The organism is Leucobacter chinensis (assembly GCF_019049105.1).
GTDB classification, from domain to species: Bacteria; Actinomycetota; Actinomycetes; order Actinomycetales; family Microbacteriaceae; genus Leucobacter_A; species Leucobacter_A chinensis.
The window spans coordinates 353449-371960 of record NZ_JAHQZR010000001.1; the positions used below are offsets into that span (position 1 = coordinate 353449).

Here is an 18512-nt window from a genome sequence, read left to right on the forward strand (position 1 = left end):
ACCGGCATGGCTCAGGAAACTATTTTTGCGAAAATCATCGCGGGTGAGATTCCCGTTGAGAAGGTATACGAGAGCGAGAGCGTGCTCGCCTTTCGCGACATCGCGCCCCAGGCAAAGGTGCACCTGCTCGTCATTCCGAAAACCACCGCATACGAGAACGTGACAGAACTCGCCGCTGGCGATCCTGCACTGCTCGCTGACATGGTCGCTGTTGCGAAGCAGCTGGCTGACGAACACGGTGAGGGCGAGTACAGGCTCGTCTTTAACAACGGTGCCTCAGCAGGGCAGACCGTGTTTCATGTGCACGCACACGTTCTCATCGACGACTTGAAGGAGCAGAGCCTCGGTGGCTGACCCTCACCACAGTTCCCGCACCATTGTTCTTGGTACCGCTGACCCGCGGGCTCTCTTTGGTGCGGGTGATGAACACCTTCGTGCCCTCGAAGAACGCTTTCCGGGCGTGACCTTCTTTCTTCGGGGGCACCGCCTGACCCTCACAGGGCCGACAGCCGAGATGAATGAGATCGAACGGCTCGTTGACGGGTTGCGAGAGGTGACCCTCGCGCAGGGCACCGTGAGCGCCCGTGAAGCTGAGCGTCTGTTTGGGCGCCCCGGCCGAGATACTGCGCCTCAAACGACTGCGCAACAGATGCTCAGTGAACCTATCGTGCAGACTCGCGGTAAGCAGATTCGCCCGCAGACCGCGGGCCAGCGCGACTACGTGCACGCGATTGACCAACACACGATCACCTTCGGCGTGGGGCCAGCGGGCACGGGCAAGACGTTTCTCGCCGTTGCGAAGGCGGTTCAGGCGCTGCAGCGTCGAGAGGTTTCGCGCATCGTGCTCACCAGGCCCGCGGTTGAGGCGGGCGAACGGCTTGGCTATCTGCCGGGCTCGCTCGAAGAAAAGATTGATCCGTACCTGCGACCACTCTTTGACGCGATTGCGTCACTCATGGAGCCAGACGCTGTGCCGCAATTGCTCGGGGGCGGAACGATCGAGGTCGCACCGCTCGCTTACATGCGCGGGCGCACCTTGAACGATGCCTTCGTTATTCTCGATGAGGCGCAAAACACGACGCCAGAGCAAATGAAAATGTTCCTCACGCGGCTAGGCTTCGGCTCAAAGATGGTGGTGACGGGCGACGCCACGCAAATTGATTTGCCTCATGCCAAGAGCGGCCTCAAACACGCCCTGCGCATTCTCGACGGGGTCGATGACCTCGCGGTGTGCAACCTCACGAGCGACGATATCGTTCGCCACAGCCTTGTCGGCCGCATCGTCGACGCTTACGACTCCTATGATTCGCGAAAGGATCAACCGTGACCATCGAGATCAACAATGAATCAGCGATGCCCACAACCGAGGCAACGCTGCACGATCTCGCGAGCTTCGTGCTCACCGAGCTTCACGTGCACCCCGACACCGACCTCGCGATCTTGCTCGTTGATGAAGACGCGATGACGAAGCTGCACGAGCAGTGGATGGGGGAGCCCGGTCCAACCGACGTGCTCAGCTTTCCGATGGACGAGCTGCGCCCCGGAAGACCCGATGCACAGACTCCAGCTGGCCTGCTTGGTGACATCGTGGTGTGCCCTCAGGTTGCGGCGATTCAGGCTGATGCCGCGGGCCATGACCTTATGACAGAGATGCTGGTGCTCGTTACTCACGGCATGCTGCACCTGCTCGGCTACGACCATGCCGAGCCCGTCGAAGAGCATGAGATGTTCTCGCTGCAGAACCAACTGCTGCAGTCGTATCTGCTGCGCGGAGCTGGCGCGTGATTCCTGGTCTCGTTATCGGTCTCGCGGCGCTCGCGGTGCTCGTCACCGCCGCCGGGGGGCTGCTCGCCGCAATCGACGCGGCATACACGGCACTCTCAAAGAGCGACCTCGAAGAGCTCGCCGAAGAGAACCCCGCAAAGGCCGATCGCCTTGAACTCATCGGCGACAACCTCGAGCGCCACCTGCGCAACCTGAGCTTCATGCGCATTACCGCTGAGACCTTCTCGGCGGTGCTCATTACCCTGGCCTACGGCGAGATTTGGCAGAGCGTCTGGGTGACGCTCGCAGCCGCAGCGCTCACGATCGTGGTGCTCAACATCATCGTCATTAGCGTGAGCCCGAGGCAGCTGGGGGAGCGCCACCCCGAGCGCATTGTGCGCGGCACGGTGGGCCTCGTACGCATGCTCGACACGCTACTCACACCGCTTGCTCCCGTGATGAGCAGCATCAGTGAGCGAGCGTTCTCGGCCCGTTCGACCCAGGCCGAGCGGCTCAAGAACGAGCAGATTTTCTCGCTCGTCGACCGTGCAGCCGAGCAGGAACTGCTCGAAGAAGACGAGCAAGACATCATTCACTCGGTCGTTGAGTTCAGTGACACGCTCGTCAAAGAGGTCATGGTGCCACGCACCGACATGATCACGATCGAGTCGAGTGCGACGATTCAGGAGGCACTCGACTTCTTCCTGAGTTCGCCCTACTCGCGCATTCCGGTGATCTCTGGAGATTCTGACGGGGTGATCGGTGTCATGTACCTGCGCGACGTCGTCTCTTTTGTGCATCGCCGAACCGAAGAAGCTCAGCACTCACAAGTGACGAGAGTTATGAAACCGGCGCGCTTCGTGCCCGATCTGCAGCGCACCGACGACCTGCTCCGCGAGATGCAGCGTGAAGCGAACCACCTCGCGATTGCCGTTGACGAGTACGGTGGCATCGCAGGGCTCGTGACGCTCGAAGACTTGATTGAAGAACTCGTGGGCGAGATCCACGACGAACACGACAAAGAGACCCCAGACATCGTCATGCAGCCCGATGGGTCGTACCACATCAACGCCCGGCTCGACATTGATGAGCTCGGTGAGCTCTTCGACGAGGAGCTCGACGACGATGACGTTGAAACCGTGGCTGGGCTCGTCGCAAAAGAGCTTGGTCGGCTTGCAGAGCCCGGTGATGTCGTGCGAATATCAGGCATCGAGCTCACCGTGCTGAACGTTGAGAAGAAACGCCAGAGGCTCGTGAGCGTTCGCGCCAAATGGGTCGGGCGCGAGACGCAGGATATGATGGAAGATCACGAGACCAAGGAAAAGCATGACGACTGAGCACCCTGATTTCCGCGCCGGATTCGTTTCGTTCGTGGGCCGGCCAAACGTCGGCAAGTCGTCGCTCACCAACGCGATTATCGGCGAGAAGGTTGCCATCACGAGCAATCGCCCACAGACCACCCGTCGAGTGATTCGCGGTATCGCGCACCGAGAAGACGGTCAAATTATCATTGTCGATACTCCCGGCATTCACCGCCCCCGAACGCTGCTCGGTGAGCGGCTTAACGATCTCGTGTACTCGACACTCGGTGACGTCGACATCATCGGTTTCTGCGTTCCTGCAAACGAGGCGATCGGCCCTGGCGATCGGTATATCAACGAGCAACTCGATGATTTTCCCAAGGCAAAGAAGGTCGCCATCGTCACGAAGATCGACACCGCTGGCCGCGACCAGGTGATCGATCAGCTTGCACTCGTTGATCAGCTGAGGGAGTGGGACGCGGTGATTCCGGTCTCGGTCTCAAACGAGGGCCAGCTCGAAGAAATGTCGAGCCTCTTGCTCTCGCTCCTGCCCGAGTCGCCACCACTCTACGAGATCGAGCAGACGACCGAAGAGAGTGAAGAAGACCGTCTCGCTGAGCTCATTCGTGAGGCCGCTCTCGAAGAGGTGCGCGAAGAGCTACCGCACTCGATCGCCGTCACGATTGAAGACCAGGAAGAGCGGGAAGACGGGCTGCTTGAGATCTACGCCAACCTCATTGTCGAACGTGATAGCCAGAAGGGCATCATCATCGGCAAGGGAGGCAGCAGGCTGCGCACGATTGGTGAGAAGGCTCGCAAAGAGATCGAGCAGTTGCTCGGCCGTCGCGTCTACCTCTCCCTCCGCGTGAAGGTGCTCAAGGAGTGGCAGCGCGACGCCAAGAAGCTGAACCGCCTCGGTTTCTAACGGCCGCCCGAGAAGCCGCCGCCGCCACCTCCGCCGGCAAAGCCGCCGCCGCTCGATCCGCTGCTGGTACTCGCGGTGTATGAGGCTGCCGAGGTGACCGCACCAGAGAACGCGCCCAACGAGTTGCTCATGCTCGAGAGCCCGCGCGTTGCGAGGTACGGATACCAGTATGGAGCTGAAATGCGCTCGGCTTCGTATCGTGAGGCAAGCACGCGTGACCACTCTTTTTCGAGGCCGAAGAGTGTCGCGTAGGGCAGAAGGCGTTCGTACAACTGCACAACGGCGACCCCGTCAAGTTCGGCTCTCTCTGCTCCCGAGTGCGACTGCAGCATGCGAATACGCTCGGCCTCGGCGACCGAGATGAAGAGCTTGAGACCTTCCAGATGCTCGTAGGCTTCGGCTCCGAGCGGGGTGTGCACTCGTCGCTTGAAAAAGCCGAAGATCGACAGTGCGAGGGAGGTGGTGATGAGCGGCATCGCCACGAGAGTAATCCCACGGTCGAATCCGGTCGCTGAAGCATAGGCGAGAAGCGCCGCACTCACGATCGCCAGGCCGATGCCTACGAGCCCGAGTACTTTGGAAACCGGGCTGGCCTTGCGCGTGAAGTAGCCACGTTTGTCGCTCTCGCGCTTGCCATCGGCGGTGAGCTGGCCCATACGGCTCGCGAACTTCGTTGATGACTTTGGGATTGGGCGGGTCTCTGGATACTTCGAAGTAAAGAGCGCATCGAGCATCGCTGCGTCGAGTGCATCATCGGTGACGCTGTGCGAAGCCGCGCCAGGAGTCATATTGCGCAGCACGATGCGTGGTTCGCGATAGAGGTTTCCGTTAGCCTTCAACTGCTCTTCGATGCGAATATTGCCTTTCACTGCGAGATGCAGGTACTCCGGGGCAATCGGGTCGAGGCTGGCCGGGTGCATGATGGCCGCGGCAATAAGCGGGGGAAGTTGGGCAGGTGCCTCATACTGAGCGATGATTGCGCGACCCGTCTCGCGGTGGCGCCTCCTGAAGCGTACGAACGCGATCTGAGCGGCGACCGCAGCTCCCATCGAGGCGAGTGAGACCGCGAAGGGCATGATCGTCACGACGGGATTGCTCTGCCGTTTCGGCGGCTGCACGACGGTGTCTTTGGCAAAGCCGAGCCCGAAGGTGACGACCACGTTGGGGCCGAGTGGCAGTGGATCGATGCTGAAGCGATCACCCTCGTGGCGCAGGTTCACCGTGTTGCGTGAACCGGCAACCCCGGCGTATGCCGTCATATCGCCATTGAAGGCGGCGCTCAGGGCGTCATCGACCGTGACGCTAGCTGAGAATGAATCGATGGCCTGGGCACGGTCAACCGAGACCATATCCCAGAGAAACTCGTCGACCTCTGCGTCATCTGGAACAAAAACAGGATCTGGAATATCGTACGAGATGACATAGGTTGTGCGACCCTGCACATAATCATCGTTGCCGGTGAGGATCACGAAAAACCGATCCTCTGTCTCCGTGAAGAACGGGGTTGCGGCGCCGTTTTCATCGGTCACTGTGACGTTTTCAGGCTTGGAGTTTGCGCCGTGAAAGGTTGTGGGGATGCCGCGCACGATGCCCTTATTCTGATCATGATCAGGGAAAAGGGCGACGAGGGTTTCAGTGACGTGGGCGACCGCTCTGCCATCTTCGGTGGTCTCGAGATCGATGTGCGTGTTCCAAGACTCGTATGAAAAGTCTTCGAGGGTTGACTGAGTAACAGCGGGTGAAAAGAGCGAGGAAACGCTCAAAAACAGCGCGGCCACGAGCGATAAAAATGGTGCGGGCATACCTCTAGTGTAAGAAAAGCTCGCCGAGCCGTGTTATATTTGCAGCATGCTGTTCATGGCGCTTCTTCTTAGCTGCCGCGACGAGTCCTAGTTCACTAGCCTTCCTCGTCGCGGTGTTTGTGCTTGGCTGGACCGTCGCAAGAAGAAAGAACGTAAGACCATGAAAAATACTCAACAGCCATCAGGTATGCCAGCTCACCGTTACCGTCCGTACCACGAGATCATCAAGGTCGATCTGCCCGATCGCACCTGGCCTACGAAACAGATCACGAAGGCTCCTCGGTGGTGTGCCGTTGACCTGCGCGACGGCAACCAGGCACTCATTGACCCAATGAGCCCAGAGCGCAAGCGCATCATGTTCGATCTGCTCGTTGAGATGGGTTACAAAGAGATCGAGGTTGGTTTTCCTTCGGCGAGCCAGACCGACTTTGACTTCGTGCGTCACCTCATTGAAGAGAACGCGATTCCCGACGACGTGACCATTCAGGTGCTCACCCAGGCGCGCGAACACCTCATCACCCGAACGTACGAATCGTTGCGCGGTGCCAAGCAGGCGATCGTGCACCTCTACAACTCGACCAGCATTTTGCAGCGCGATGTCGTATTTCGCCAGGATCGTGACGGCATCAAGCAGATCGCTCTCGACGGGGCAAAGCTCTGTGTTCAAGCCGAATCGATCTGCCCAGAAACTGATATCTACTACGAGTACTCGCCAGAGTCGTACACCGGTACCGAGCTCGAGTACGCGGTTGAGGTGTGCAACGACGTGCTCGAAATCTTCAAGCCAACGGCAGAACGCAAGGTCATCATTAACCTCCCGGCGACGGTAGAGATGGCGACCCCGAACGTCTACGCCGATTCGATCGAGTGGATGAGCCGCCACCTCAACCACCGCGAGAACGTCATTCTCTCGCTGCACCCTCACAACGACCGTGGCACGGGTGTCGCGGCGGCAGAGCTCGGGTACATGGCGGGCGCTGACCGCATCGAAGGCTGCCTCTTCGGCAACGGTGAGCGCACCGGCAACGTCGACCTGGTCGCACTCGGTATCAACATGTTCACGCAGGGTATCGACCCTGAAATTGACTTCTCGCGCCTCGACGAGATTCGCCGCGTCGCCGAGTACTGCAACCAGCTCAGGGTTCCCGAGCGCAGCCCCTGGGCCGGCGACCTCGTGTACACCGCGTTCTCTGGCTCACACCAGGACGCGATTAAAAAGGGCTTCGAACGCATGCAGCAAGACGCCGCAAAAGCCGGAGTCGATGTTAACGACATCGAGTGGGCCGTTCCATACTTGCCTGTTGACCCGCGCGATCTCGGCCGCAGCTACGAAGCGGTGATCCGCGTCAATTCGCAGTCGGGCAAGGGCGGTGTCTCGTACCTGCTCAAGAACGATCACTCGCTCGATCTGCCGCGTCGCCTGCAAATCGAATTCAGTGGCGTGGTGCAAAACGTCACCGATTCAGAGGGTGGCGAGGTGACGAGTGAAGAGATCTGGCGGATCTTCCAGGACGAATACCTCCCGTCGGCAGAGCCGGCCGAGCGCTGGGGCCGCTACGAGATCTTCTCGACCAAGTCGAAGAGCGAGGGCGACGGCGTAACCGAGCTCACGGTCACCTACCGCGACGAGCAGGCAGAGCGCACGCTCACCGCACGCGGCAATGGGCCGGTTGATGCGTTCATTAATGGCATCAACGATGACGGCAATGAGGTCAAGGTGTTCGACTACGTCGAGCACGCCATGAGCGAGGGCGGTGACGCGAAGGCTGCCGCGTACGTACACCTCGACGTCGACGGGGTGCAGCTCTGGGGCGTCGGGATTGACGCCGATACGAGCCGTGCAAGTCTCAAAGCAATCGTCAGTGCGATGAACCGTGCCGAGCGCAACAAGGCCACGGTCACGGCATAGTATTCGAAAATTTATTCGAATCACCCGAGTGGCACGCGCGAAACGCAAGGCGAAGCGTTTACAGTTGAACTGTGATTGCATCAGTCAGAGGTCAGCTGCTTCGTCAAGGGGCAAACTTTCTCATCATTGAGGTGGGGGGAGTCGGCATGCGTGTCGAGGTGCCCTCGGGTGCTCGGGCCCCACGGCTCGGCGCGGGGGAGGTGTTCTTACATACCTCACTCATCGTTCGTGAAGACGCTATGACGCTGTTTGGGTTTGAGACCCTCGAAGAAATCGAGGTCTTTGAACACATGATTACCGTGTCGGGTGTCGGCCCGAAGTCGGCGCTCGGGGTGCTCTCGGCGATGAGCCCTGGTGACATTGCCGCGGCCGTGATGGCCGAAGATGATAAGGCGTTTCGCCAGGCTCCTGGTATCGGGCCGAAGACCTCGAAGCTCCTCATCGTCTCGCTCGCAGGTAAACTCGATCACCTTCCTCAGCCCGCCGCTACCGCTGCACCCACAGCAGAGAAGCCATCAGACGACCGCGCGCAGGTCATCCTCGGCCTGCAAGGTCTTGGATGGAATGAGCAGCAGGCGAGTGCCGCTGTGCTCCAGGCGCTCGAGGCTGGTGCTCCAGGAGATGCTGCGAGGCTCATGCGAGCTGCTTTGCTCATTCTTCAGTCGGGAGGGAAGTAAGGCGTGAGTGGTGAACTCTCTGCAGGACTCGAACACGGCGAACTGAACTTTGAGGGCGCGCTTCGCCCCTCGCGGCTTGGTGAATTCATTGGGCAGGCCAAGCTGCGTAAACAATTGAGCCTGTTGCTGAGCGCTGCCCAGATGCAGCAGCGCACTCCCGAGCACATCTTGCTTGCGGGCCCCCCTGGGCTCGGTAAAACGACCCTCTCGATGATTGTCGCTCACGAACTCGATGCGCAGCTGCATCAGACCTCTGGGCCCGCGATCCAACACGCGGGTGACCTCGCTGCGATTCTTTCGGGGTTGCAGCCTGGCGATGTGCTCTTCATTGACGAGATTCATCGGCTCTCGCGCAATGCCGAAGAGATGCTCTACCTCGCGATGGAAGACTTTCGCATCGACATCATGGTCGGAAAAGGCGCCGGCGCCAGTTCAATTGCGCTCGATCTTTCGCCGTTCACACTCGTGGGGGCGACGACCCGGTCGGGCATGCTGCCAAACCCACTGCGCGATCGATTTGGCTTCACTGCGCACTTCGAGTTTTACGATCACGATGAGCTGGCACAGGTTGTGACCCGCACGGCGAGACTGCTCGACTTCGGACTCGAAGAGCCCTCGATCGCCGAGATCGCGCGGCGTTCACGGGGTACGCCGCGTATCGCGAACCGGCTGCTTCGGCGCGTGCGCGACTACGCACTCGTACATGACAATCACGGCGACCTTGACACGGTACGTGAAGCGCTTGCGCTCTATGACGTTGACGAGGCTGGCCTTGATCGGCTTGACCGCGATGTCCTCTTCGTTCTTGTCGAGCGTTTCGGGGGTGGACCAGTTGGCGTCGAATCGCTCGCCACGTCGCTGGGGGAGGAAGCGGAGACCATTGAATCGGTGGTTGAACCCTTCCTCGTGCGCGAGGGCTTCGTGCTTCGCACCCCGCGAGGTAGGGTGGCAGCGCAGAAAGCTTGGGATTACCTCGGCGTTATAAAGCCAACAACCATGTAAGCTGAGAGAGTTTGCTCGTACAAGGCTTGAGAAGAAAGTTGAACACAGTATGGATCCAATGAGTCTAATCATGCTTGCCCTCATCGGCTTGCTTGTGATCATGATGGTACGCAACGGCCGTAAGCGCCGCGAGCAGGCCGCTGCAATGCAGCAGGGGCTTGTCGCCGGGGCAGAGGTCATGCTGCAGACCGGTATCTACGGAACCTTTGTGAAGTTCGATGAGGTCGATGAGAATCGCGCCGTCATTCAGACCGGTGACACCACGATGGTTGTTCACCGTAACGCTATTGGGCAGATCATCACGCCTGTTGAAGTTGAAGCCGTTGATGAAGAAGCGTCATCGCTCGCGCCCGATGATGACCCAGCCTTTGGCGAGTCACTCGGTTCGACCGAGGCAACCACCGAAGAAACCACTGACCTTCCGGCGACCTCAGAGGCTCCTGAATTCCCAGAGGCACCTGAGTCGCCCAAGTCTGACGAAAAGTAAGCTCGTCACCTTTTTCTAGAGAAAGAATCCGCTGTGGCATCATCACCGTCGGTGCGAAAGGCGCGTAAGTCATTACTCGCCCTCGCTGTCATTATTATTGCGCTCATAAGCGTGATTGGTATCGGAGTGTTCCGTGGGGGAACAGGGTTAGCGCCAAAACTTGCGCTTGACCTGCAGGGCGGTACACAGGTACTTCTCGCTCCAAAACAAACCGACGGCTCGCAAGTCACCGGTGAGCAACTGAATCAAGCTGTGTCGATCATTCGTCAGCGCGTCAACGCTAACGGCGTGACCGAGGCCGAGATTACGACACAGGGTAACCAGAACATCGTCGTCTCGATTCCAGGCAAAGCCGATGAGGCAACGCTCAAACGCATCGAGGCCTCTGCAAAGATGGACATGCGTGCGGTGCTGTACTACGGCCCCGCGCTCTCGAGTGACGGCGCTCAGGAAGGCGACGACGCAACCGCCGAGGGCGAAGAAGGAGCGGATGCTCCTGAGGTCGCCGGTACAGATGAAGCTGCCGAAAAGACCGATGAGTCTGACGCCAAGTCAGAAGAGAGTGAAGCAGCCGATACAAAGGATGAAGCTGCTGACGCAGAAGATACGGGAGATCTGTACCCCGATCCGCTGCCAACTGATCCCAGCGATAGCGCGTGGGTAACCGAGGCACTCTTCAACGAATTTAACGAGTACCAGTGCACCACCGATTCACATGACAAGGCAAGCGCAGCTCCCCTTGACCGCCCACTGATTACGTGTGATACGACGAATACGATCAAGTACATCTTGAGCCCGGTTGAGCAAGATGATAAGGGCAACGTGCTCGGTGGCGAGTCGATTCTCGACGCAAGCGCCGCACAGGCAACCGACAGCAACGGCGCCGTGATCGGCAGCTGGGCTGTTCAACTGAAGCTCGACGAAACCGGTTCGAAGCTCTTTGGGCAGATGAGCACGAGACTCTTCGGTCTCAAGGGGCAGGAGCCTCTTGACCAGTTCGCGTTCGTGCTTGACGGTGCAGTACTCATTGCGCCGTCGATGCAGGGAACGATTCTTGATGGCCGACCATCGATTACGGGTGACTACACGCAAGAAGCGGCGCAGGCTCTCGCTGACCAGCTCAAGTTCGGTGCACTTCCCATCGGCTTTGAGGTGCAAAGCCAGCAGGATATCTCGGCGACGCTTGGCGACAGCCAGCTGAAGTGGGGCCTCATTACGGGCCTCATCGGCTTCATTCTCGTGATGATCTACTCGCTGTTCCAGTACCGGGTACTCGGCAGCGTCACGGTGATGTCACTCATCATGGCCGGCTTCATTACCTATCTGCTGTTGATCTACATGTCGTGGCAGCATGGGTACCGACTCTCGCTCGCGGGCATTGCCGGTGTCATGGTGGCCGTTGGCTTCACCGCCGACTCGTTTATTGTCTACTTCGAGAGAATTCGTGATGAGCTTCGTGACGGTCGGCAGGTATCGGCCGCCGTTGACGCCGGTTGGAAGCGTGCCATTCGTACGATTCTGGCCTCAGACGGCATTAACTTGCTCGCGGCAATCATTCTCTTCGTGCTCGCTGTTGGCAATGTGCAGGGCTTCGCGTTTACGCTCGGTCTCACGACCATTGTCGACGTTCTTGTCGTGACACTCTTCACGCACCCGCTGCTCGTCTTGCTCGCACGCACGAAGTTCTATAGCCAAGGTCACCCGCTTTCGGGTCTCGACCCGCGCCAGCTAGGTGCCGTTTACCGTGGCCGGGCGCAGTTCCAGGCCCCCGTCATTGACGAATCGAAGGCGGGCCGCAAAAACCAGAAGAGCCGTAAAGAAGCAGAGCGTCGTCAAACGATTGCCGAGCGTAAGGCTACTGAGAATCAGGGAGCAAACTAATGGCCGGTGGATTTGCAAAGCTTGGTAACGACCTTTATACGGGCGACCGCTCGGTAAACTTCGTTGGGCGCCGCGGGCGCTGGTATCTCCTTTCAACGCTCGTCATCGTTCTCGCATTGCTGGGCACCCTCTTGCGAGGTGGCTTCAGCTTTGGCATTGAGTTCACGGGCGGTAGCGAGTTCCAGGTGCACACCGACAAAGTGAGCCAGAGCGATATTCAGGTCGCGACCGACGTCGTTACCGACGTACTCCCAGGCTCGGTGCCTCGGGTGACGACCCTCGGTCAGAACACGGTTCGGCTTCAGACCGAACAGCTCGACGAGAAGCAGTCACGTGAAATCGGCGTGCAGCTCGCCGAAGCCTTCGATATTGATGAGAGCGCCGTAACCTCGTCGTACATTGGTGCGACATGGGGCCAGGACATTACCAAGTCTGCGCTCAAGGCACTCATCGTGTTCATTCTCTTCGCGGGCCTCGTCATGGCGCTCTACTTTAGAACTTGGAAGATGGCTCTTGCGGCCCTCATCGCGCTCTTCCACGACCTCGTCATTACGGCCGCCGTGTATGGCGCTGCTGGGTTCGAGATCACCCCGGCAGCGATGATCGGGTTCCTGACGATTCTTGGCTACTCGCTGTATGACACCGTTGTGGTCTTCGACAAGATTCGTGAGAATACCGATACGAGCATGTTTACGTCGCAGCGAACCTTTGGCGAATCGGTGAACCTCGCCGTGAACCAGACGCTCGTTCGCTCGATTAACACCTCGGTCGTTGCTCTGCTTCCCGTCGGGTCGATCCTCTTTATCGGTGCGATGATGCTGGGTGCCGGCACCCTACGTGACATTACCCTTGCACTCTTCATCGGTATTTTTGTCGGTGCCTACTCGACTATTTTCATCGCTGCTCCGGTCTACGCGCAGCTGCGAGAAAAAGAAGATGGCATCATCAAGCACGACGAAACAGTGCGCAAAACGCGCGAACGAGAGGCAACCTCAACCTCGATTGCGTGATCGGGGCACATGTGGCGTACGATTCCTTCATAAGGTGGAGGTGCCATGGCTGATACAAATATCAACAGTTCATCGCTTCGTCGGTTGATGCCGAAGCTCTTTTCTCGCTCAACCACGCCCGATGCTGTTGATCAGCTCGTACGCACCGTCAAAGCGAACCACCCTCGCGGCGACCTCGCGCTCATCGAACGAGCGTACGAGGTCGCCGAGAGGTGGCATCGTGACCAGGTGCGCAGAAGTGGCGAACCGTACATTACGCACCCCGTAGCCGTCGCTCAGATTCTCGCAGAGCTCGGTGTTGCTCCTGTGGCCATCGCCGCAGCCCTGTTGCACGATACGGTCGAAGATACCGATTACTCGCTTGAAACCCTCACCGAAGACTTCGGCGAGGAAATCGCGATGCTCGTTGACGGTGTGACGAAGCTCGACAAGGTCAAATACGGCGATAGCGCCCAGGCTGAAACCGTGCGCAAGATGATCATCGCTATGTCGAAAGATATTCGCGTTCTCGTCATTAAACTTGCCGACCGCCTGCACAATGCCCGCACCTGGGGCTTTGTGAACCCAGACTCTGCCAAGCGCAAAGCAGCTGAAACGCTCGAGATCTACGCACCGCTCGCACACCGGCTCGGCATTCAGTCGATGAAGACCGAGCTCGAAGATCTCTCGTTCGCCGTACTCAAGCCGAAGCTCTACGGCGAGATTCAAAACCTCGTCAACCAGCGCAACCCCGAGCGCGAAAAGCTCGTGCAAAAGGTGATCGGCACGATCGAATCTGACATGCGCGAGGCGAAGGTCAAGGTTGAGGTAACGGGGCGACCCAAAGAGCTGTATTCGATCTACCAAAAGATGATCGTTCGCGGCCGCGAGTTCGATGACATCTATGACCTCGTGGGCATTCGTATTCTCGCGAACTCGATTCGCGACTGTTATGCGGTTCTGGGAGCGGTTCATGCCCGCTGGACCCCGATTCCCGGCCGGTTTAAAGACTACATTGCCTCACCCAAGTTCAATCTGTACCAGTCGCTTCACACGACGGTGATCGGGCCCGATGGGCGAGCGGTCGAGATTCAAATTCGTACGCATGAGATGCACCAGCGAGCCGAATACGGTGTTGCTGCCCACTGGAAGTACAAGCAGGGCAATACTGAGAATGGGCAGTCGGTTTCAGCCGACATGGCCTGGCTCGAGCACATTACCGACTGGCAAGCCGAAACCGAAGACCCCGGCGAATTCCTTGACGCGCTTCGCTTCGAGATCGGCGCAAAAGAGGTTTACGTCTTTACGCCAAAGGGACGTGTCATTGGTCTCCCGGCAGGCGGTACGACCGTCGACTTTGCCTACGCCGTGCACACTGAGGTCGGCCACCGCACCATGGGTGCTCGGGTGAACGGCCGGCTCTTGCCACTTGAAACTGAGCTGCACAACGGTGACGTCGTTGAGGTATTCACCTCGAAAGACCCCGATGCGGGGCCGAGCCAGGACTGGTTGAACTTTGTGAAGAGCAAGCGTGCTCAGAGCAAGATCAAACAGTGGTTTACGAAAGAGCGTCGCGAGGGTGCCGTTGAGCACGGCAAAGAGGCGATCACCCGTGAAATGCGTAAGCAGAAGTTGCCTCTGCAGAAACTTCTCAACTCAGATGCGGTGCAAGACGTAGGCCTGCAACTGCACTACTCCGATGTTTCAGCGCTCTACGCGGCTGTGGGTGAGGGGCACGTCTCGCCACAGTCAGTGGTCGAGAAGATCATTGCCATCATTGCCGAGCAAGAGGGGACCGACCACAGTCCGCTGATTGAGACTCCCGCGATCGGCGCGCAGCAGCCAGCCAAGCGCCAGACGAGTAACTCTGGCGTCATTGTGAAGGGCACGAGCGACGTGCTCGTGAAGCTTGCAAAGTGCTGCACGCCGGTTCCAGGCGACGAAATCATGGGGTTCATCACCAAGGGGCAGGGCATCTCGGTGCACCAGACTCGCTGTACCAACTATGCGGCCCTCGCAGAGCAGACCGAACGGCTTGTGGAGGTGGAGTGGGCACCAACCTCCAAAAGCTTATTTCTCGTCCAAATCCAAGTAGAGGCGCTTGACCGCTCAGGGCTGCTCTCCGACATCACCCGAGTGCTGTCGGAATATCACGTCAATATTCTCTCGGCCAACCTCAACACTTCGAGCGCGCGGCTCGCGATCAGTACCTTTGCCTTCGAAATGGCAAACACGACCCATCTCGACCACGTGTTGGGGGCGGTGCGCCGCATAGAGGGTGTGTACGACGTCTATAGGGTCACTGGTTAGCCCTCGGTAGCGTTATTCACTGGATGGTTTGATGGTGGCGGATCACGCATCGACGTACTTCGGTGAGCCGAGCCTCGGCCCTTCCTCGGTAGGGGCGATTACGCTCGTGGTACCTGGTTGCAAGATCCTGAGGCAGGCGCGCATCCTGCTCAAGCAGCGAGCGGAGCGAACTGAGCCCGAAACGTTCGAACTCGTCATCGCCGAGGTACAGCAGGTCATAGGCGGTGCGTGCGGGAGACGTGACGCGCACACCGGCAAGCACAACCGTGTGTGAACGGTCAATATCGTACTCTCGCACACGAACCGGGTCAGCGATACGCCTCAGGAAGCGCATACCGTTCAGCGTTGAATAGAGCGTTGGTTGACCGGTCTGCCATTCAGCACCCCACACCCATGCGGCACTGTAGGCAGCAACGGTGAGCTCGTGGCTGCCGGCGTCTGGTGGCAGGAGCGTACTGGCCCGGACGACGGCGTTGTCAGGCCACCCGACACCGCGTACGCCGGGTCCGCAGCGAACGAGCGAGCCGCGCCGTAGCTCAGCAGAGATGATTGAGGGCGGTAGTAATGAAAAAGCAGGAGGGGTGAGCATTGCACCAGCCTGTCGTGAGACAAGCGGTGAATGCCACCCCTCCTGCGAAAAGTGTGAGTAACTCTTAGCCGAGTGCTTTGAGCCACGACTCCTGCGTGGCGAGCTTTTCGGCGGCCTGGGCTGCCTTCTTCGAGTTACCCGCTGCCTCGGCAGCTTTGATCTCTTCATTAAGCTCTGCAATTGAGGCCTCGAGCTGCCCCTTCAAGCCCTCGCTTCGAGCGATCGTTTCTGGATTCGTGGCTTCCCAGTGATCGTTCTCGAGCTTGCGAACGTGATCTTCAACCGTGCGAAGACGGCCTTCGATTTCACGGAGAGCCTCGCGGGGAACGCGGCCCACCTCGTCCCACTTGATCTGAATGTCGGTGATGAGTTTGCGTGCCTTCTCATGATCTGAGACTTTCAGAATCGGCTCAGCCTCTTCGAGGATCGCACGCTTCGCTTCAAGGTTTGCCTCATACTCAACGTTCTCGAGGGCTACCTCTTCAGCCTTAGCGTTATAGAGCACATCGCCAGCGGCCTTAAAGCGTGCCCAGAGCTGATCGTCAACCTTGCGGCTTGCTCGGCCGGCTGCCTTCCAATCATCGAGCAGCGTACGGTACTGAGGGATGCCATCTGAGCCTTTGGGTGCAAGAGCCTCGGCAGCCGTAATGAGCTGTTCTTTGCGGTGCTTAACCTGCTTATTCGTCGCATCCATCTGTGAGAAGAAGCGGCGGCGGGCAGCATCGAAGCTCGTACGCGCGGTGCGGAAACGCTTCCAGAGCGCATCGGCGTCGGCCTTATTGATCTGTGGGCCCTGGCGTTGTGCGTTCTGCCAGTTCGTGAAGAGCTGTTCCATGAGCTTGCCGGAGTCTTTCCAGCGAACCTGGTCTTCAGGCTGAGCGGCAATGCGCTCTGCCTCAACAACAATCGCCTCTCGCTCTGCGAGCGCCTCTTGCTTGAGCGCGGCGCGCTCTTCGCGCTGCTTCTTTGCGTACTCTTCAGCGCGCTCTTGAAGCTTGGCGACGCGGTCACGGAGCGACTGCAGGTCGCCAACCGCGGCTGGTTCTTTAACGAGTTCGCTCAGACTGGCGACACTCTGTGAAATGTCGAGACCTGCGCTACCGGTATTGATGCGCTGTTCAAGCAGGTGAATCTGCCCTTCAAGATCATCGAACTTGCGCACGAAGTAGGCCATCGCCTCCTCAGCCGTGCCGTCTGGGTACTGGCCGACTACCCGTTCTGTGTCGCCGTCACGCACAGTTACGGTATTCGTTTCGTCGACGCGACCCCATTGATTCGCGTTAGTTGATTCGTTCACAGTTTCACCATTCGAGGCAGATTGTTCCATCAAGTCTCTACTATAGCTAACTCCTGCCGTTCTCACGCATCTTGTCAGTGGGTGTGGCTACCATAAGCATTGTGACGAATCATTCGCTGAGCCCGGCCGCACAGACGGCGCCGCTCGCCGTGCGCATGCGCCCAACCTCCCTTGACGAGGTCGTGGGGCAGCAGCATTTGCTACGGGCTGGCTCGCCGCTTCGTCTTCTTGCCGACGGCGACAGTGGCCAACAAGGCGCGATTTCGGTGATCTTGTGGGGGCCGCCGGGCACCGGTAAAACGACGATCGCGCAGGCGCTCGCTCACTCAAGCGGCCGTAAATTCGTCGAGCTTTCGGCCATTAACGCCGGAGTGAAAGACGTGCGTGTGGTGATGGAGCAGGCGCTGAATGACCGCGACCTGTTTGATATTGCTACTGTGCTCTTTCTTGATGAGATTCATCGCTTCACGAAGGCGCAACAAGACGCCCTGCTTCCGGGAGTCGAAAACGGTTGGGTGACCCTTGTAGCGGCAACGACCGAGAACCCTTCCTTTTCGGTGATTAGCCCGTTGCTCTCGAGGTCTTTGCTTTTAACGCTTCAGCCGCTCTCCGATGACGACCTGTACTTGCTCATTGAGCGGGCTGTGAACGACGATCGTGGCTACGGCGGCTCAATCACCGTCGAAGCAGACGCGGCTCGCGCCCTCGTGCAGTTTGCATCGGGAGATGCGAGGCGAACCCTCACAGGGCTCGAAGCGACCGCTGCACTTGCATTGCAACATGAAGGCCCATCCGTGGTCACCGCCGAGCTCGTTGCCGAGGCGATGGACCGCGCGCTCCTACGCTACGACCGTAACGGCGATGAGCACTACGATGTTATTAGCGCCTTCATTAAGTCGCTGCGTGGCTCTGACCCAGACGCCGCAATTCACTACCTTGCCCGCATGATCGAGGCTGGTGAAGATGCCCGCTTTATCGCGCGCCGGCTCATTGTTCACTCAGCCGAAGACGTGGGCATGGCCGATCCGCAGGCGCTCGTCATCGCAACCGCTGCGGCTGACGCCGTGCAGTTTATCGGCATGCCAGAGGCGCGCATTCCGCTCGCGGAGGCAACGATATACATTGCGACTGCGCCGAAGTCCAACGCGGCCTGTGTTGCGATCGACGATGCTTTGGCCGATGTGCGAAAAGGAAAGATCGGCACGGTACCTAAGCATCTTCGCGACGCGCACTATAAAGGGGCAAAGGCCCTGGGGCACGGTAAAGGCTATCGGTATCCGCACGACGACCCCCGCGGTGTGCTCGAACAGGAGTATCTACCCGAGCCGCTGAGGGGAAAGCGATACTACGACCCTCGAGGCCTTGGGCACGAGCGTGAGGTCGCTGAGCGGCTCGACAAAATACGCCGAATCACCCGCGGAGAGCGTGCATAGCTCGAAAGTCTGGTATGCTCGTCTGTGGCCATTATTGACAGGCGCCCTTCAGGGTTACTGCGAACGGTCGTTCCCTCACCGAAATGGTTTGTCGTGTCGCGTGCATTTCTCGCAAATGCGGGCACGGCGTGGCCGAGGAGAACACG

At 58.9% G+C, this 18512-nt stretch carries 16 protein-coding genes; 13 read left to right on the forward strand and 3 right to left on the reverse strand.

The window, feature by feature from the left end:
- Positions 1-6 precede the first annotated feature (6 nt).
- From KTJ78_RS01645 to era, 5 genes are read left to right on the forward strand one after another with little or no spacing between them, the layout of a single operon-like run.
- Positions 7-354, forward strand: coding sequence for a histidine triad nucleotide-binding protein (locus KTJ78_RS01645; protein ID WP_217132039.1), 348 nt, complete (start codon positions 7-9; stop codon positions 352-354).
- On the forward strand, positions 347-1327 hold the full coding sequence (locus KTJ78_RS01650; RefSeq protein WP_369807925.1) for a PhoH family protein: 981 nt from the start codon (positions 347-349) through the stop codon (positions 1325-1327). Before KTJ78_RS01645 ends, KTJ78_RS01650 begins: the two co-directional genes overlap by 8 nt.
- Positions 1324-1785 carry an rRNA maturation RNase YbeY gene (ybeY, locus tag KTJ78_RS01655; RefSeq protein WP_217132040.1) on the forward strand — a complete coding sequence of 154 codons (462 nt, stop codon included), beginning with the start codon at positions 1324-1326 and terminating at the stop codon, positions 1783-1785. Before KTJ78_RS01650 ends, ybeY begins: the two co-directional genes overlap by 4 nt.
- Positions 1782-3101 carry a hemolysin family protein gene (locus KTJ78_RS01660; RefSeq protein WP_369807926.1) on the forward strand — a complete coding sequence of 440 codons (1320 nt, stop codon included), beginning with the start codon at positions 1782-1784 and terminating at the stop codon, positions 3099-3101. Before ybeY ends, KTJ78_RS01660 begins: the two co-directional genes overlap by 4 nt.
- Positions 3091-3990 (forward strand): GTPase Era, encoded by a 900-nt coding sequence (gene era, locus KTJ78_RS01665; RefSeq protein WP_217132041.1) that lies wholly within the window; start codon positions 3091-3093, stop codon positions 3988-3990. Before KTJ78_RS01660 ends, era begins: the two co-directional genes overlap by 11 nt.
- On the opposite strand, the gene KTJ78_RS01670 is transcribed toward era, so the two are convergent.
- Entirely contained in the window at positions 3987-5792 is a 1806-nt protein-coding gene (locus tag KTJ78_RS01670; protein ID WP_217132042.1) for a DUF2207 domain-containing protein, read from the reverse strand. The genes era and KTJ78_RS01670 overlap by 4 nt on opposite strands.
- Before the next feature lie 160 nt (positions 5793-5952).
- Here KTJ78_RS01670 and leuA point away from each other — a divergent pair, with 160 nt between their 5' ends.
- From leuA to KTJ78_RS01705, 7 genes are all read left to right on the forward strand, one after another.
- Positions 5953-7701 carry a 2-isopropylmalate synthase gene (leuA, locus tag KTJ78_RS01675; protein WP_217132043.1) on the forward strand — a complete coding sequence of 583 codons (1749 nt, stop codon included), beginning with the start codon at positions 5953-5955 and terminating at the stop codon, positions 7699-7701.
- A gap of 71 nt (positions 7702-7772) precedes the next feature.
- Positions 7773-8378, forward strand: coding sequence for a Holliday junction branch migration protein RuvA (gene ruvA, locus KTJ78_RS01680; protein WP_217132044.1), 606 nt, complete (start codon positions 7773-7775; stop codon positions 8376-8378).
- Positions 8379-8381: 3 nt separating this feature from the next.
- Complete coding sequence (gene ruvB, locus KTJ78_RS01685) at positions 8382-9380, forward strand: Holliday junction branch migration DNA helicase RuvB (protein WP_217132046.1); 999 nt, start codon at positions 8382-8384, stop codon at positions 9378-9380.
- 70 nt (positions 9381-9450) lie between these two features.
- Complete coding sequence (locus KTJ78_RS01690; RefSeq protein ID WP_217132048.1) at positions 9451-9867, forward strand: preprotein translocase subunit YajC; 417 nt, start codon at positions 9451-9453, stop codon at positions 9865-9867.
- A gap of 33 nt (positions 9868-9900) precedes the next feature.
- A complete protein-coding gene (secD, locus tag KTJ78_RS01695) occupies positions 9901-11748 on the forward strand; it encodes a protein translocase subunit SecD (protein WP_217132050.1) in 1848 nt (615 codons plus the stop codon).
- Positions 11748-12758 (forward strand): protein translocase subunit SecF, encoded by a 1011-nt coding sequence (gene secF, locus KTJ78_RS01700; RefSeq protein ID WP_217132051.1) that lies wholly within the window; start codon positions 11748-11750, stop codon positions 12756-12758. Before secD ends, secF begins: the two co-directional genes overlap by 1 nt.
- 45 nt (positions 12759-12803) lie before the next feature.
- A complete protein-coding gene (locus KTJ78_RS01705; protein ID WP_217132054.1) occupies positions 12804-15047 on the forward strand; it encodes a RelA/SpoT family protein in 2244 nt (747 codons plus the stop codon).
- A 16-nt stretch (positions 15048-15063) separates the two neighbouring features.
- Here the strand turns inward: KTJ78_RS01705 and KTJ78_RS01710 are convergent, their stop codons facing one another.
- Together KTJ78_RS01710 and KTJ78_RS01715 are read right to left on the reverse strand one after the other, a co-directional pair.
- Positions 15064-15636: a hypothetical protein gene (locus KTJ78_RS01710; protein ID WP_217132056.1), complete on the reverse strand. Its 573-nt coding sequence runs from the start codon at positions 15634-15636 to the stop codon at positions 15064-15066.
- A gap of 64 nt (positions 15637-15700) precedes the next feature.
- A complete protein-coding gene (locus KTJ78_RS01715; RefSeq protein WP_369807927.1) occupies positions 15701-16933 on the reverse strand; it encodes a DUF349 domain-containing protein in 1233 nt (410 codons plus the stop codon).
- 155 nt (positions 16934-17088) lie between these two features.
- On the opposite strand from KTJ78_RS01715, the gene KTJ78_RS01720 reads away from it, so the two are divergent.
- Entirely contained in the window at positions 17089-18366 is a 1278-nt protein-coding gene (locus KTJ78_RS01720) for a replication-associated recombination protein A (RefSeq protein ID WP_217132164.1), read from the forward strand.
- Positions 18367-18512: the final 146 nt, after the last annotated feature.